Below are 14,993 nucleotides of genomic sequence, written 5' to 3' on the forward strand. Positions count from 1 at the left end.
GCCGGGCTTTCGGTGCGGGCGAGGTGCCGCCCAGGCCGCCGGGTAAGCTCGGTCAGCGCAGCCACCGCAGGCGTGTTCGACCTGGTCGGGGCGGAGACGTATGGGGTGCGGGGGACGAAGCAGGAGGCGAGCATGCTCTTCCGTCAGCTGGAGTACTTCGTGGCGGTGGCCCGGGAGAGGCACTTCGCGCGGGCAGCGGACGCCTGCTTCGTCTCGCAGCCCGCACTGTCTGTGTCCATCGCCAAACTGGAGCGCGAGCTCAACGTCACACTGATCAATCGCGGCCACAATTACCAGGGCCTGACGCCCGAAGGAGAGCGTCTGGTTGTCTGGGCCAAGCGGATCCTCGCCGAGCAGGAGGCGTTCAAGGCCGAGGTGGCTGCGGTCCAGTCGGGCATCACCGGGACGCTGCGGCTGGGCGCCGAGCCCACGGCCTCGACGACGCTTGCGCTGCCGGTGACGGCGTTCTGCACCGCGCACCCGCTGGCCAAGGTCCAGGTGCGGTCCCGCCTGTCCACCACGGAACTCATCCGGCAGCTCCGCGCATTCGAACTCGACGCGGCCATCGCCCACTTCGGTCCCGAGGACCGGGACGGGCTGCAGGTGACGCCGCTTTACGAGGAGCGGTACATGCTGCTCGCCGCCGCCGATCAGCTGCTGCCCCAGTCCGACACTCTGACCTGGGCCGAGGCGTCCCAGCTGCCGCTCGCGCTGCTCACCCCCGACATGCGGATCCGTCAGGTCATCGACGCCGCGTTCACCCGCAGCGGAGTCACTGTCATCCCGCAAGTGGAGACCGACTCCGTGGCCACCCTGTACGCGAACGTGGGCGCGGGCGCCTGCACCAGCATCGTGCCGCACACCTGGTTGCGGGCCCTGCCGGTCACCGGCCGGATGCGTGTGCTGCGGCTTGTCGAGCCGGACGCGCGGGCGCTCATCTCGGTCGCGATCCACGATGCGACGCCGGGCTCGCTCGCGGCCCGCGCGTTCATCACGGCGGCGGCCTCACTGCGTCTGGACGAGTTCTTCGACCGACCGCTGCCCGTGCCCGAACCCCTGGTCCGCTGAGCCGAGGCGGTTCCGGCCGGCCCGCCCGGCGGCGATGTCACCGGGCGAAACGCAGCTGGACCGCCTGCCGGTCCAGCGCGCCCTTGGCCGTACGCGGCAGCGCCGGGACGACCTGGATCCGCTCGGGCACCTCGAAGGGGGCCAGCCGGCCCAGGCAGTACCTGACGATCTCCGCGGGCTCCGCGTCCTCCTCCTCGCGCAGCACCACCGCCGCGCCCACCCGATGCCCGTGCCGCTCGTCCGGCACCCCGAACACGGCGGCCTCGGCGACGGCGGGACAACCGCACAGTACGTCCTCGACGTACTCGGGGGAGACCTGGTCGCCCGCCCGCGTGATCAGGTTCCTGATCCGGCCGGTGAGGAACAGGGCGCCGTCGGCGTCCAGATGCCCCAGGTCCCCGGTGCGCAGCCAGCCCCCGCCGAAACCGCGCACTGTCGCCGCCGGATCGGCGAGGTAACCCCTGGCCACGCTGGGGCCGCGCACCCAGACCTCGCCCTGCACGCCGGGCGGGCACGCCTGCCCCGACGGGTCGACGACCTGGATCCGCGTCCCGGTCGGCCTGCCCACCGAGCCGTGCTTGGACGTACCGGGCGGCGGCAGGGGTTCACTGCTCGCCTGATGGGCGGCCTCCGTCATGCCGTAGGCCGACAGCAGTGGCACCCCGAGGGTGCGCTCCAGGGCCCGCTGGGTCGCGGTATTGAGCGGAGCGCTGGAACTGCGGGCGAAGCGCAGGGGCGGTGCGAGTGGCGCGGGATGTTCGCCGGCCGAACGGTCGAGGAGGATCTCGTGGATGGCGGGCACCGCGGTGAACCAGGTGGCCCCCACCGCGCGCATGTCGTCCCAGAACGTGTCGGCCGAGAAGCGTCCCCCGGCCGGGAGCAGGACGCAGCCGCCGCCGGCGAGCGTGGCGAGCAGCGCCGAGATCAGCCCGTGCGTGTGGAAGAGCGGCATGACCGCCACCGTCGCGTCCCGCGGGCCCAGTTTGTACGTCGCGCACAGCACGCGCACCGCCGCGGCCACGTTCCCGTGGGTCAGCGGCACCAGGCGGGCCTGGTCCATGGTGCCGGCCGTCGACAGGATCAGGGCGTCGTCCAGGGCGAGGCCCGGCGTGGGCGTCCCGTACAGCCCGAGCGGCGCTCGCGTCGTGTCGAGCGTGACCGCACAGGGGGCGCCGGGCGCGACCTGTACCCGCACGGGCCAGGCGGCCGGCACGCCTGCGGGAGCCTCGGGCCCGCACAGCACCACCCGCGCCCCGAACACCCCGAGCCGCGCGCCCAGTTGACCGGCAGGCAGGGCCGGATCCAACGGGGCGACGACCGCGCCGGCCCGGGCCGCACCCAATAGGGCCACGACGAACTCGACGGTGTTCGCGGCGACCAGTCCCACCGGGTCCCCGGGCCGCACCCCGGCGGCCGTCAGCCTGCGGGCCAGGTCGTCGGCGAGCGAGGCGAGGCCGACGTACGACAGCTCGATTCGCTCCGCACCGACGACGAGGGCCCGCGAGTGCGGACGCGCCCGCACGGGCCGGGACAACAGATCGACAAGACCGGTGAGTACGGGCGGGCGGTAGCGGTCCGGTTCACGCACGGACGCCGTGGCCACTGTGGCCATCACCGCACCTCCTCACGCCAGTTGAGGCGAACAGCCGACACAGCTGAAACGGTCGACTGCGAGCCTGCGGGCCACGGCCCGTGAGAGTCCAATGCACAACCGTGAACGGCCGATAGTGGCCGACTATCACCGCAGGTGCCAGGGCCCGTTCCCGCCGTTGATAAACGCCGGTTATCGGCTGGTCGCCGTCAGGTCTTGGACGGGGCGAGGGTCCGGCGCGGAAGGTGGATCCACCAGCCGCACAGCATCACTTGCCCAAGGAGGATCTCGGACCATGACCGCCCCCTCATCACAGGAGACAGCGGCGAACGCCGACGCACCGGCCGAGCTCACCGACGGGTACCACCTGGTCGTCGACGCTCTGAAGCTGAACGACGTCGAGACCATCTACGGCGTGGTCGGCATCCCGATCACGGATCTGGCCCGGCTCGCCCAGGCCGAGGGCATCCGCTACATCGGCTTCCGCCACGAGAGCAACGCGGCCCACGCCGCGGCCGCGGCCGGTTACCTCACCAAGAAGCCGGGCATCGCTCTCACGGTGTCCGCGCCGGGGTTCCTCAACGGCCTCGTCGGCCTGGCCAACGCCACCACCAACTGCTTCCCGATGGTGCAGATCTCGGGGTCCAGCGAGCGCCACCTCGTCGACCTCAAGCAGGGCGACTACGAGGAGATGGACCAGCTCGCCGCCGCGCAGCCGTTCTGCAAGGCCGCGTACCGCATCAGCCGGGTCGAGGACATCGGCCGGGGGATCGCCCGTGCGCTGCGCACCGCCGTCTCCGGCCGGCCGGGGGGCGTCTACCTCGACATCCCGGCCGCCGTGCTCGGCTCCATCATGGACAAGGCCGAGGGCGCCAAGACCCTGAGCCGGCTGGTCGACCCGGCCCCGCGCCAGCTGCCCGCACCCGAGGCGGTGGACCGTGCCATCGAACTCCTCGCCGGCGCCGAGCGGCCGTTGGTGGTGCTGGGCAAGGGTGCCGCCTACGCCCAGGCCGACGACAGGATCCGGGAGTTCGTCGAGTCGACCGGCATCCCGTACGTACCGATGTCGATGGCCAAGGGCCTGCTGCCCGACGACCACCCGCAGTCGGTGGCGACCGCCCGCTCCCTCGCGCTGCGCAAGGCCGACGTCGTAATGCTCGTCGGAGCGCGCCTCAACTGGCTGCTGGGGCACGGGGAGGCGCCGCAGTGGAACCCCGACGCAAAGTTCATCCAGGTCGACATCGAGCCCAGGGAGCTGGACAGTAACCAGCCGATCGCGGCGCCGCTCGTCGGCGACGTCGCATCCGTGCTCGAGGTGCTGGCCGAGCGCGCCAAGCCGGGTCAGATCTCCGCGCCCACCGCCTGGCGCGAGGAGCTCGCGGCGCGCTCCGCGCAGAATGTCGAGAAGATGGCCGGGCGTCTGGCGGCCGACCCGCACCCGATGCAGTTCATGGGCGCGCTGCGCGCCGTGCGCGACGTGCTACGCGACAACCAGCACGCGTACCTCGTCAACGAGGGTGCCAACGCCCTCGACATGGCGCGCAACGTCATCGACATGCACGTCCCGCGCCACCGCCTGGACGTCGGCACCTGGGGTGTGATGGGGATCGGCATGGGCTACGCGATCGCCGCCGCTGTGGAGACCGGCCAGCCAGTGATAGCCGTCGAGGGCGACAGCGCCTTCGGGTTCAGCGGCATGGAGCTGGAGACGATCTGCCGGTACCAGCTCCCCGTCACCACCGTGATCATGAACAACGGCGGTGTGTACCGCGGAAACGACGTCAACCCCCTCGACGACGCCCCGTCGCCCACCACCCTGATGCTGTCCGCCCGGCACGACCTCATGATCGAGGCGTTCGGCGGCAAGGGCTACCGCGCCACCACCCCCGCCGAGGTCACCGCGGCCCTCACCGAGTCGCTCGCCGCGGGCGGCCCCGCCCTGATCGACTGCGCCATCGACCCGGGCGCGGGCACGGAGAGCGGACACATCTCGCACCTCAACCCCAAGGGCATCACCGTCGGCAACATCGTGCCGTCGAAGAAGTGACCCGCCCATCGCACCCGGCAAGCCACCTCTCAACATCACCAGGCACTAACGCCGTTCGCCGCGCAACCCATCACGAGAAGGACTCAGACATGAGTGAACAGCCGCTCGCAGGCCTCAAGGTGATCGACTTCACCGGGGTCCAGGCCGGCCCCGCCTGTACGCAGATGCTCGCCTGGTTCGGCGCTGACGTCATCAAGGTCGAGCGCATCAACGGTGGCGACGTGACCCGTCAGCAGCTCAGGGACATCCCGGACATCGACGCCCTGTACTTCACCATGCTCAACTCCAACAAGCGCTCACTGGCGATCAACACCAAGACGCCCGAGGGCAAGGAGGTCATGGAGAAGCTGATCCGCGAGTCGGACATCCTCGTCGAGAACTTCGCGCCCGGAGCCATGGACCGCATGGGTCTCGGCTGGGACTACATCCACGAGCTGAACCCGCGACTCATCTTCGGCTCGGTCAAGGGCTTCAACGACGACTCGAAGTGGAACGACCTCAAGGTCTACGAGAACGTCGCCCAGGCCGCCGGCGGCGCCGCCTCCGTCACCGGATTCTGGGACGGCCCGCCCACCATCTCCGGCTCCGCGCTGGGTGACTCCAACACCGGCATGCACCTCATGATCGGTCTGCTCACGGCGATCATCCAGCGCGACCAGACGGGGCTCGGCCAGAAGGTCTCGGTCTCCATGCAGGACGCCGTCCTCAACCTCACCCGCGTCAAACTCCGCGACCAGCAGCGCCTGGAGAGGGTCGGCTACCTGGAGGAGTACCCGCAGTACCCGCACGGCGAGTTCGGTGAGGCCGTGCCGCGCGGCGGCAACGCGGGCGGCGGCGGCCAGCCCGGCTGGATCCTCAAGTGCAAGGGCTGGGAGACCGACCCCAACGCGTACATCTACTTCACGGTCCAGGAGCAGAACTGGGCTCGTACCTGCGAGGCCATCGGACACGCGGAGTGGAAGGACGACCCGGAGTACAGCACCGCCCGGGCGCGCCAGCCGCACATCATGGAGATCTTCGGCGAGATCGAGAAGTGGCTCGCCGACAAGACGAAGTACGAGGCCGTCGACATCCTGCGCAAGTGGGAGGTGCCGTGTGCCCCGGTCCTGTCGATGAAGGAGCTGGCCGAGGACCCCGACATGCGCAAGAGCGGCACCATCGTCGAGGTGGAGCAGAAGGAGCGCGGCACGTACCTGACGGTGGGCAGCCCGGTGAAGTTCTCCGGGTTCAAGCCGGACATCAAGGGTGCGCCGCTGCTTGGCGAACACACGGACGAGGTCCTCGCGGACCTGGGCTACGACGCGGACGCCATCCGTGAGTTGCACAAGGGTTCCGTCGTCGCCTGACGCTGTGTCCGCCTGATGACAGGGGGGCAGGGGGACAAGGGGGGAGGTGTCCCGCGCGCGACCAGCGTGCGGGACACCCGCGTGTACGGACCGGGAATTGCGAGGAGGGCAGGGAACCCAGGGTTCCCTGCCCTCCTCGCAATTCCCTGCGTTTCACACGGTCGTGGCGCGAACATTCGCGTCGGCGAGGCGGCGGCGCAACTCCTTCTCCTGGGCACGGCGCGCGGTGACATCGCGGATGACCGCACCGACATGTTCGGCGCCGCCCTGCGGATCCGACAGGAGGCACACGCTGAACTCGATCGACAGGCTCGACCCGTCGGCCTTGAGCGCGGGTACGGTGAGCAGGTCGCTCGCGCCGTAGCGGGTGGTGCCCTTGGCCATCGCCCCGTGGAAGCCGTCCCAGTGCGGGCGCCGGTGCCGCTCGGGGATGATCAGGTCGAGACTCTGTCCGAGCGCCTCGCTCTCCTTCCACCCGAAGATCCGCTCCGAGCCGCTGTTCCAGAACTGGATGAGCCCCTCGCTGTCGACGATGACGATGCCGTCGGGCGCGTGGATGGTCATTTGCGCGAGCAGTTCGGGGTGCGGGACTGTCATGGCTCCTCCGGGTGGCGCGATGCGGGTGTACGGCCGGTCGTAAGTATACTGAATACAATCTCTCGATCGAGACGTGATTTGAGAAGTAACGAAGAGTCGCTGTCGTGCAGTTGACGAACCTGACCAAGTCGGGAACCTGGGCGTCTTGAACGAATCCCTGGGCGCGACGACTTTCCCGAGCCTCACCGCCGCTTGCCGGCTGAGCTTGACCCGCTTCGGTCGCGGCGGGATCGGCGTACATCAGCACCATGTACTTCATGCCAGGAACCTTGTGCCGGGACCCGGAGAACGTATGCGGTCACTGCGCCAGCGGATCGACCGTAGTGCTCGAGGTTCCGGTCCATTGTCAGGGAATGCGTCGCGCTGTCCGGACCCGGAGTGGCCGCAGGGTGAATGGAATGGGCGGCCCCTCCTGCCGTTCGTGATTTTCGTCAGCCGATTTTCCGCCGCAGCGGGTGGGCGGCCCCTTCGCAGCAGGAGCAGCGTGGCTCGAAGTCGAGGCCCAGTCGGGCGGGCGCCGAGGCGGACGCAGTACGTCTGGTTTCCAGCGCGCTGAGGGATAGCGGCTTCACGCAGGACGATGCCCCGCTGGGGCCGGCCGCCGTGACGGGCATCGACCGTGAATTCTGACCACGGGCGCCCGGGGTTGATGGTCTGCGGGACTTTGTCGGTGGTGGTTCGGCAGTGTGATGTCGGTGTGGTGGGTGTCGGGCTTCTGCTGTTCGACTTCCTGGTGTTCGTCGGAGTCGCAGCAGTCCTCATCAGCCATCGGCGTCTGACACGCTGAGGCGTGAGGTCAGTCGGCTACAGGGCCAGAGGGTCCGGATCGACAGGCCGTTGATGTCTTCGGTTGATCTTCCACAACGGTTCGCAGAACGGCTGCGCACCCTCGTCACCGATGCTCCGGGCGTGACCGGGGCGGAAGCTCCACGCCACCGAAAGCCCAGGCCGCACAGCCATCAACCAGGATCTGTGTGTTGTTGGCGTGGTGAATTCTCCTGTCGTTGTTCGTGTTGCGGAATCCCCACTTTTGAGCGAACGATGCCTGATGCGTGACGTGACTGGGGCCGGTTTCGGAAGCTGGGGGCGTGTCGGTTCTGAAGGGAGGCGTTCGTCGTAGGGTGAGAGGCAGCCGAAGGAGGCCGACGGCCGAGGGAGCCATGTATGACGCGGTACCTGATCTCGTTCGATGACGGCGCGATGACCTTCCCCGAGGAGGAGTTGCCCGAGGTGGCCGAGGCCTCGCACGAGGTGGTGCGTCAGGCTCAGGACGCCGGTGTGTGGGTCTTCGGTGGTGGGCTGGAAAGGCAGCAGGCGAGCGTCGTGGCCACCGACGGGACCGTCACCAACGGCCCGTACCCGGAGACCAAGGCGGTGCTCGGCGGGTTCTCGATCATCGATGTCCCCTCACGTGAGGACGCGCTGGAGTGGGCTGCCAAGATCGCTGCCGCGTGCCGCTGTGCGCAAGAGGTCCGGGAGATCATGCCCGACTCGACCGTCTGATCGAAGACGACCCGCTGCGGCTGGGGCCTGGTTCGGAAGTGGCTTGTGACCTGCGGGATCGGCCTGCTGCGCGGCTGTGGGTGACGCGGTTGGGCGGCATGATCTGACGGACGAGGCGTGGGCGGTGGTCGAGGCGTTGCTGCCGGTCGCAGGGTGCGGTCGTCCGGCGCGGAACCTGCGTCGGCAGGTCGACGGGATCCGCCACCGGGTCCGGGCGGGGCGCCCGTGGCGAGACGTGCCCGCCCTTCCGGGCTGGAAGGACGGGGGTTTGCGGTGGGAAGGTCACGTTCGCAGGTCGCGAGCGTCGACCAGGACGGTGCGGTTCAGGTCAACCGGAATTCACCCAACAGGGTGGGGACGTTGCTACGGATCGATCCACCTGCGGTCCACGTGCCGTGTCAAGGGCTGGTGGCGCCAGGCGTTTTCGCGCCCTTGGGGCATGTCATCGGGTCGCGGGGTTCTCGGCTTCCCAGCGCAGCAGGTCGCCCGGCTGGCAGTTGAGCACGTCGCAGAGTGCGGCGAGCGTCGCGAAGCGCACTGCCTTGGCGCGGCCGTTCTTGAGTACCGCCAGGTTGGCGGGTGTGATTCCTACGCGGTCCGCGAGTTCGCCCACGGACATCTTCCGCTTGGCCAGCATCACGTCGATGTCGACGGCGATCGGCATCAGATCACCTCGTCCAACTCGGCCTGCATCTTCGCTGCTTCGACGTCGCGCGCGACGGCCTGGGCGAGCAGCATCCGCAGCACGAGGACCATGAGTGCGACCCCCAGGATGGCCACGCCGACCCCGCCCATGATGACGGTGACGCCCGGGTCGTCCCGCTGGCCCGGCGCGTTGAGGGCCGTGACGGCGAACCATGCGAGGGAAGCCGACACGATCGCGCCGATCATGACGTCCACGTACCGGAAGGCGGCGTGGGAGAACACGGTTCCGCGTCGCACCATTGCCACCAGCCGCCATACGCAGACCAGGGCGACCTGGACCGACACCATGCCCAGGATCGTGATCACGCGCAGTGGGGTCAGCGGGAGCGACCCGTCCTCCGGGTCACTCCCGCTGGCCAACGCCCACACCATTCCTGCCTGTACGAACACGGTGCCGGCGAGCACCACCACGAGCACGGCCCGCAGCGCACGCACTGTCAGCTTTCCCATGACCCATCCCTCCATCGAGTTACGATGGGAATCTATCGAATATCGATAGGTGAAGCAAGGGCTGGGGCGGTGAGTGGGCGGTGGTTTCGCGCCACGGCGGGACGTCGCCGCCTCCTCCCATGGCATGGCGTTCGCGCGAACCGTCTTGATCTTGTCGAAGCCGGCCTCGCTCGAGCGCAAAACGGACGCCACGCAAGTTCGCCGAAGCCCTGGGGTTGCTGGGTGGGTTGTGTGGGTGTGGTTGGCGTGCGTCGTGGTGTGTCTTGGTGGGTGGTGGGGGTTGATCCTTTTGGTGTGGGACCCGATAGGGTCGGTTGTGGCGCTGCGGGTTGACGTGGGTGTGTGGGGTTGTCTCGCGTTGTGTTTCGTGTGGTGTCTGGTGTGTGTTGTCTTTTTTGTTCGGTCGTTTGCTTCGAAGGATGCAGATGGAACTTGCCTCTTCGCCTTCGGCGGGGCGTGCGTTGGTTGTTTCGTATAGCTGGTGGTTGATGCCGTTGGCTTTAGGGGCTGGGACGGTCGCTGCGGTGGTCGGGGGTCCTGATCAGGTTCAGGTTCCTGCGACGTTTGTGGGTGTGGCGGCTACTGCGGCCAGTGCTGTGTGTGTGCGTTTGTTGGTGCGTGCTCGGGGGCAGTTGCGGCGTGGTGATGAGGGTTTCCGCCGGTCGCAGGCTGAGTTGTCGCGGCAGTGGGAGCAGCATGTGGCGGGTCTGGAGAGGAGTTTCGGGGGTGAGCGGTCGGGTCTGCGTGCGGAACTGGTCGAGCAGGCCCGGGATTTCGAGGCTCGGCTTGTTGAGTTGGCGCGGGCGCATGAGGTTGGTGTGGTGGCGCAGGCGGGGGTGTGGGAGGAGCGGCTTGCTGTTCAGCGGGCTGTGGTGGGCAGGCTCGGGGATGTGTATTTGCCTGATGCGTTGAAGCGTTTGCGGGAGGGGGAGGCCATTGATGACATTTTGTTGGAGGTCGGCCGGGACGCGGATGCGGGACCGCAGTTGGGTGCGGAGTTGCGGAAGGTTCTGCGGACTGCGTTGATCGGTGTGGAGGAGGAGTTCGACCGGTCGACGTCGGCGGAGCAGGCTGTGATCAGTATCGGCAGCCGGATTCATGTGCTGACGAGTAAGTTGCGTGGGCGGTTGCATGAGATGCAGGGTGAGCACGGGCGGTTGCCTGTGGTGGCCCGGGGTCTTATGGAGTTGGACCAGGAGATCGGTCCTGCTGACTGTCTGGCGGCCAGTGTCGGTGTGCTGGGGGGTTCGGACCGGCCGGGGCGGCAGTGGCAGGAGCCGCAGCGGCTGCTGAGTGTGGTGCGTGGTGGTATCGGCCGGATCAAGGATTTCGATCGTGTCCAGGTCCGTCATCTGCCTGAACTGGGTGTTGACGGGGGTCTGGTGGACCACCTCACGCTGATTTTTGCGCATCTTCTGGATAACGCGGCGCGGTACTCGCCGCCGACCGAGGCTGTGGTCGTCTCCGGTAAGGAGGTGCCCAACGGGGTCGGTATTGAGATCCAGGATGCGGGCAAGGGGCTGAGCGAGGAGAAGAAGCGCGAGGCGGAGCAGTCCTTGGCGGGTACGTCGAGGGGCCCGGGTCTCGGTGGTATCTCGGAGGACGCGAATCTGGGTCTGCGTGTGGTGGGGGCTCTGGCGCGTCGTTATGGGATCCGGGTGACTTTCGCGGACTCGCCGTGGCTGGGCACGTCGGTGGTTGTGGTCGTGCCGCACAAGTTTTTCAGCCAGTTGCCTGCTGTGGTGAGCGGGCCGGCCCCGGCCCCGGCCCCGGCCGCGGTGGCGGTGGCGGAGCCGGTGCGCACGGTGGCGGTGGAGACGTCTGGTGCGGTGGACACCACGCCCGGTGGGCTGCCCAGGCGCCGCAGTATCCGTAACGACCTTGTGGGTCCGCAGCCCGGTGGTGCCGTCCGTGGGCAGAGCGTGGCCGCGGTGCCGCCCGATGCGTCGTTCGCGGGCCTTGCCGCGTTTGCCACGGCCGGGCGGGAAAGCGGTCCGCCGCATGAGACGGCCACGGACCGCACCCCGGCCACGGACCGCACCCCGGCCTTGGATGGTGTCCCGGCGGACCGGGCCCCGGTCACGGACGGCGCCCCGGTCACGGACCGCGTCCCGGTCACGGACGGCGCGCTGGCCACGGGCGGCGTCCCGGTCACGGACCGTGCCTCGGTCATGGACGGTGTCCCGGTCACAAACAACGCACTGGTCACAGACAACGCCCCGGTCACGGGCGGCGACCCGGTCACGGACTGTGCCCCGGTCACACACAACGCCCCGGTCACGGGCGGCGTCCCGGTCACGGACCGCACTCCGGCCTTGGATGGTGTCCCGGCGGACCGGGCCCCGGTCACGGACCGCGTCCCGGTCACGGACCGTGTCTCGGTCGTGGATGGTGCCCCGCCCTTGGATGGCGTCCCGGTCACAGACAACGCCCTGGTCACGGGCGGCGTCCCGGTCACGGACCGTGCCTCGGTCATGGGCGGCGCCTCGGTTGTGGATGGTGTTCCGGTCACAAACAACGCCCTGGTCACAGACAACGCCTCGGTCACGGGCGGTGTCCCGGTCACGGACCGCGCCTCGGCCGTGGATGGTGTTCCGGTCACGGACCGTGCCTCGGCTACGGATGGTGTTCCGGTCACGGACCGTGCCTCGGCTACGGATGGTGTTCCGGTCACGGACCGCACCCCGGTCGTCGATGGTGTTCCGGTCACGGGCGGTGTCTCGGTTGTGGATGGTGTCCCGGTTGTGGATGGTGAGCGGGTTTTGGATGGCGAGATGGCTGTCGTACGCGAGTTGAACGAGCACCGCACTGAAGAGAGCGACTAGTCCCATGACGCAACAGGGAACCGATGTGAGTTGGGCGCTCCGTGATCTGACGGAGAGCATCAAGGAGATTCGTTTCGCCCTCGTGGCATCGAGTGACGGTAAGGCGATCACTTCGTATGGTGCCGAGGACCCCGATGATGTGGACCGGTTCGCGGCTGTGGTCGCGGGGTTGCAGGCGTTGGCCCAGCCGGTGGCCAAGCAGTTCCCGAAGTATGCGGGGCAGCTGCGGCTCGCGATGATCGAGGTCGACGGGGGTCATTTGTTCGTGGTGCGGGCGGGTGTGGAGACGTATCTCGGGGTGCTGGCGAGGGAGGGTCTTGATCAGGGTCTTCTGGGTCATCAGATGAGGGATCTGGCCCGCAGGATGGGTGAGCTCCTGGGTACCACTGCTCGCCTGGACGAGCACTCTGGATGAGTGTTTCCCGTCGTCCCACGGACCCGTCCGGTCTTGAGCGCTACTACGTCCTTACCGGTGGCCGCAGCGGGCCGGGCGGTTCCGCGGCGAGTCTTGACGTGGCGACTCTTGTCGTTGCGCGCGCTGCTGCCGCCCCGGGTATGCAGCATGAGCACGAGGAGATCATCCGGCGCTGCCGTGATCCGTTGTCGGTGGCCGAACTGGGCGCCCATCTCGGGTTGCCGTTCAACATTCTCGCGGTGCTCCTGGCCGATCTGCTGGACGCAGGCCGCGTCGAGGCCCGTAATCCCATCCCGGCGTCAGGCGCCGGCCGCGGGCCCGACCTCGCGCTCCTTGAGGAGGTACTCAGTGGACTTCAAAGGCTTTGATCATCCCGACCAGAGGTCGGGCGGCGGGACCCGCTCGGTGAAGGTGATGATCGCCGGCGGGTTCGGCACGGGAAAGACCACCATGGTGGGGTCGGTCAGCGATATCGAGCCGCTGACGACCGAGGAGACGCTGACTCAGGCCAGTGTCGGTGTCGATAATCTGATCGGTGTGGTGGACAAGACGCAGACCACCGTCAGTCTGGATTTCGGGAAGATCGGTATCAACGACGAGTTGGTGCTTTATCTGTTCGGGACGCCGGGCCAGGAGCGGTTCTGGTTTCTGTGGAACGGTCTGTTCAAGGGGGCTCTGGGGGCGGTGGTGTTGGTGGACACGCGTCGTCTGGCGTCGAGTTTCAGGGCGATCGAGGAGATGGAGCGGCAGGACGTCCCCTTTGTTATCGCGCTGAATGTTTTCCCCGATTCCAAGGAGCATCCGATCGAGGAGATCCGTGACGCCCTGGACATCTCTGCGCACACCCCGATCGTGGCGTGCGATGCCCGGGACCGGGCGTCGAGCCGTGACGTCCTTGTCGCGCTGATACGCCATCTGAAGGAACGCTCCGCCGCCGCTGCTGTTGTTGTGGAGCCTCGATGAACGACCAGCTCACACATGGCTCCTCCGCTCCCGGTGGCTGCCCTGTCGCGCACGGCGGCGCCGGCGATCTCACCCGGCTGTACGGGCCGGACGCGGCACTGGACCCGCACGGCATCTACGGGCGGCTGCGCAAGGAGCACGGGGCGGTGGCGCCGGTACTCCTTGAGGGCGACATCCCGGCGTGGCTGGTCCTGGGCTACCGCGAGAACCGGCGGGTGCTGGACAACCCCCGCCAGTTCAGCAGGGATTCGCGTATCTGGCGGGACTGGAAGGAAGGACGTGTCGAGGCCACCTCGCCGCTGATCCCGATGCTGGGCTGGCGCCCCGACTGCGTGTCCCAGGACGGTGAGCCGCACCGCAGGCTCCGCGGTGCGGTCACCGACAATCTGCAGACTCTCGCCGGCCGCGGCATCCGCCGCCATGTCACGCACTTCGCGAACAGGCAGATCGACGCGTTCGCCGACGCGGGTGGCGCCGACCTGGTGGGCGACTACGCCGAGTACCTGCCGATGCTCGTACTGACCAGGCTGTTCGGGCTCCCGGCGGCCGAGGGGCACAACCTTGCCGTCTCCTGTGCCCAGGTCATCAAGGGCGGTGAGGGAGCTCTCGCCCACAACGACCGGATCATGGAGATCCTCGGGGAACTCGCCGAGCGCAAGCGTGCCGAGCCGGGCTCCGACTTCACCACCGGGCTGCTCGGACACGAGGCCGGCCTGGACGACGACGAGATCCTCAGCCATCTGCGGCTGGTGCTGATCACCGCGCACACCACCACCAGTAATCTGCTGGCCCGGGTGCTGCAGCTGATCCTCACCGACACCTCCCGGCTCGCGGGGCTGGTGAGCGGACAGCTCAACATCACCACGGTCGTCGAAGAGGTGATGTGGAACACCCCGCCGCTCGCGGTCCTGCCCGGGCGCTTCGCCACCGCTGACCTCGAACTCGCCGGTCACCACATCAAGGAGGGCGACCTGCTGGTGCTCGGGCTCACCGCCGGCAACCTCGACCCGGAGATCCGTCCCGATACCGGGGTCTCCATCCAGGGCAACCAGTCGCACCTCGCGTTCAGCGGCGGCGCGCACGAGTGTCCGGGCCAGAACATCGGCCAGGCCATCATCGAGACGGCCGTCGACGTCCTGGTGCACCGGCTGCCGGGACTGCGCCTGGCCGTGCCGGCCGACGACCTCACCTCGACCGCCTCCACCTGGGAGGCACGCCTGGACAGTCTCCCGGTCGAGTTCGCGGCACAGACCGCCGCCGTCTGACCAGACCACCGGTGGGTGATCCGTCTCTGCCCGGCCGGACATACCGGCCGGGCAGAGTCTTGTCTGATACCGCGAGCAGTTCGTCGAGCGGACCCTTGCCTGCCAATTCGACGGTGGCGGCGGGGCCTTCCTTCGACGCGGCATACCGGCCGGTGGTCGGTGCCTGCTGGTGGTTGCTGTTGATCGGGTGCGGTGCTGGCCAGGCTGCTGGTGGGTGA

13 protein-coding genes and 1 pseudogene are annotated in these 14,993 nt (G+C 68.3%); 10 read left to right on the forward strand and 4 right to left on the reverse strand.

Going from position 1 to position 14,993, the window contains the following annotated elements:
- Positions 1–132: 132 nt before the first annotated feature.
- Positions 133–1,068, forward strand: coding sequence for a LysR family transcriptional regulator (locus OHA88_RS42465; RefSeq protein WP_267007419.1), 936 nt, complete (start codon positions 133–135; stop codon positions 1,066–1,068).
- Positions 1,069–1,105: 37 nt separating this feature from the next.
- Here OHA88_RS42465 and OHA88_RS42470 read toward each other — a convergent pair whose 3' ends face one another.
- Entirely contained in the window at positions 1,106–2,680 is a 1,575-nt protein-coding gene (locus tag OHA88_RS42470; RefSeq protein WP_328629531.1) for a FadD7 family fatty acid--CoA ligase, read from the reverse strand.
- 274 nt (positions 2,681–2,954) lie between these two features.
- Between OHA88_RS42470 and oxc the strand changes: the two genes are divergently transcribed.
- Together oxc and frc are read left to right on the forward strand one after the other, a co-directional pair.
- On the forward strand, positions 2,955–4,706 hold the full coding sequence (gene oxc, locus OHA88_RS42475; protein WP_267007421.1) for an oxalyl-CoA decarboxylase: 1,752 nt from the start codon (positions 2,955–2,957) through the stop codon (positions 4,704–4,706).
- Between the two features lie 89 nt (positions 4,707–4,795).
- Complete coding sequence (gene frc, locus OHA88_RS42480; protein ID WP_328629532.1) at positions 4,796–6,052, forward strand: formyl-CoA transferase; 1,257 nt, start codon at positions 4,796–4,798, stop codon at positions 6,050–6,052.
- Positions 6,053–6,205: 153 nt separating this feature from the next.
- Here the strand turns inward: frc and OHA88_RS42485 are convergent, their stop codons facing one another.
- The gene (locus OHA88_RS42485) at positions 6,206–6,649 is read right to left on the reverse strand and encodes a PAS domain-containing protein (RefSeq protein WP_328629533.1); all 444 of its coding nucleotides are present in this window, start codon (positions 6,647–6,649) and stop codon (positions 6,206–6,208) included.
- A 1,164-nt stretch (positions 6,650–7,813) separates the two neighbouring features.
- Between OHA88_RS42485 and OHA88_RS42490 the strand changes: the two genes are divergently transcribed.
- Together OHA88_RS42490 and OHA88_RS42495 are read left to right on the forward strand one after the other, a co-directional pair.
- The gene (locus tag OHA88_RS42490; protein WP_328629534.1) at positions 7,814–8,152 is read left to right on the forward strand and encodes a YciI family protein; all 339 of its coding nucleotides are present in this window, start codon (positions 7,814–7,816) and stop codon (positions 8,150–8,152) included.
- A 76-nt stretch (positions 8,153–8,228) separates the two neighbouring features.
- Positions 8,229–8,396, forward strand: a pseudogene (locus OHA88_RS42495) (transposase); the annotation flags it as partial.
- Positions 8,397–8,594: 198 nt separating this feature from the next.
- On the opposite strand, the gene OHA88_RS42500 reads toward OHA88_RS42495, so the two are convergent.
- Together OHA88_RS42500 and OHA88_RS42505 are read right to left on the reverse strand one after the other, a co-directional pair.
- Positions 8,595–8,816: a helix-turn-helix domain-containing protein gene (locus OHA88_RS42500; protein WP_328629535.1), complete on the reverse strand. Its 222-nt coding sequence runs from the start codon at positions 8,814–8,816 to the stop codon at positions 8,595–8,597.
- Positions 8,816–9,307: a DUF2975 domain-containing protein gene (locus tag OHA88_RS42505; RefSeq protein ID WP_328629536.1), complete on the reverse strand. Its 492-nt coding sequence runs from the start codon at positions 9,305–9,307 to the stop codon at positions 8,816–8,818. The genes OHA88_RS42500 and OHA88_RS42505 overlap by 1 nt, the downstream gene beginning before the upstream one ends.
- A gap of 425 nt (positions 9,308–9,732) precedes the next feature.
- On the opposite strand from OHA88_RS42505, the gene OHA88_RS42510 reads away from it, so the two are divergent.
- From OHA88_RS42510 to OHA88_RS42530, 5 genes are read left to right on the forward strand one after another with little or no spacing between them, the layout of a single operon-like run.
- The gene (locus tag OHA88_RS42510; RefSeq protein WP_443044343.1) at positions 9,733–12,132 is read left to right on the forward strand and encodes an ATP-binding protein; all 2,400 of its coding nucleotides are present in this window, start codon (positions 9,733–9,735) and stop codon (positions 12,130–12,132) included.
- 4 nt (positions 12,133–12,136) lie between these two features.
- A complete protein-coding gene (locus OHA88_RS42515) occupies positions 12,137–12,547 on the forward strand; it encodes a roadblock/LC7 domain-containing protein (protein WP_323181295.1) in 411 nt (136 codons plus the stop codon).
- On the forward strand, positions 12,544–12,915 hold the full coding sequence (locus OHA88_RS42520; RefSeq protein ID WP_328623912.1) for a DUF742 domain-containing protein: 372 nt from the start codon (positions 12,544–12,546) through the stop codon (positions 12,913–12,915). Before OHA88_RS42515 ends, OHA88_RS42520 begins: the two co-directional genes overlap by 4 nt.
- Positions 12,896–13,510: a GTP-binding protein gene (locus OHA88_RS42525; protein ID WP_328623911.1), complete on the forward strand. Its 615-nt coding sequence runs from the start codon at positions 12,896–12,898 to the stop codon at positions 13,508–13,510. Before OHA88_RS42520 ends, OHA88_RS42525 begins: the two co-directional genes overlap by 20 nt.
- Positions 13,507–14,775, forward strand: a complete 1,269-nt coding sequence (locus OHA88_RS42530) for a cytochrome P450 (RefSeq protein WP_328623910.1) — start codon at positions 13,507–13,509, stop codon at positions 14,773–14,775. Before OHA88_RS42525 ends, OHA88_RS42530 begins: the two co-directional genes overlap by 4 nt.
- Positions 14,776–14,993 lie beyond the last annotated feature (218 nt).

It is taken from the genome of Streptomyces sp. NBC_00353 (assembly GCF_036108815.1).
Classification (GTDB): domain Bacteria; phylum Actinomycetota; class Actinomycetes; order Streptomycetales; family Streptomycetaceae; genus Streptomyces.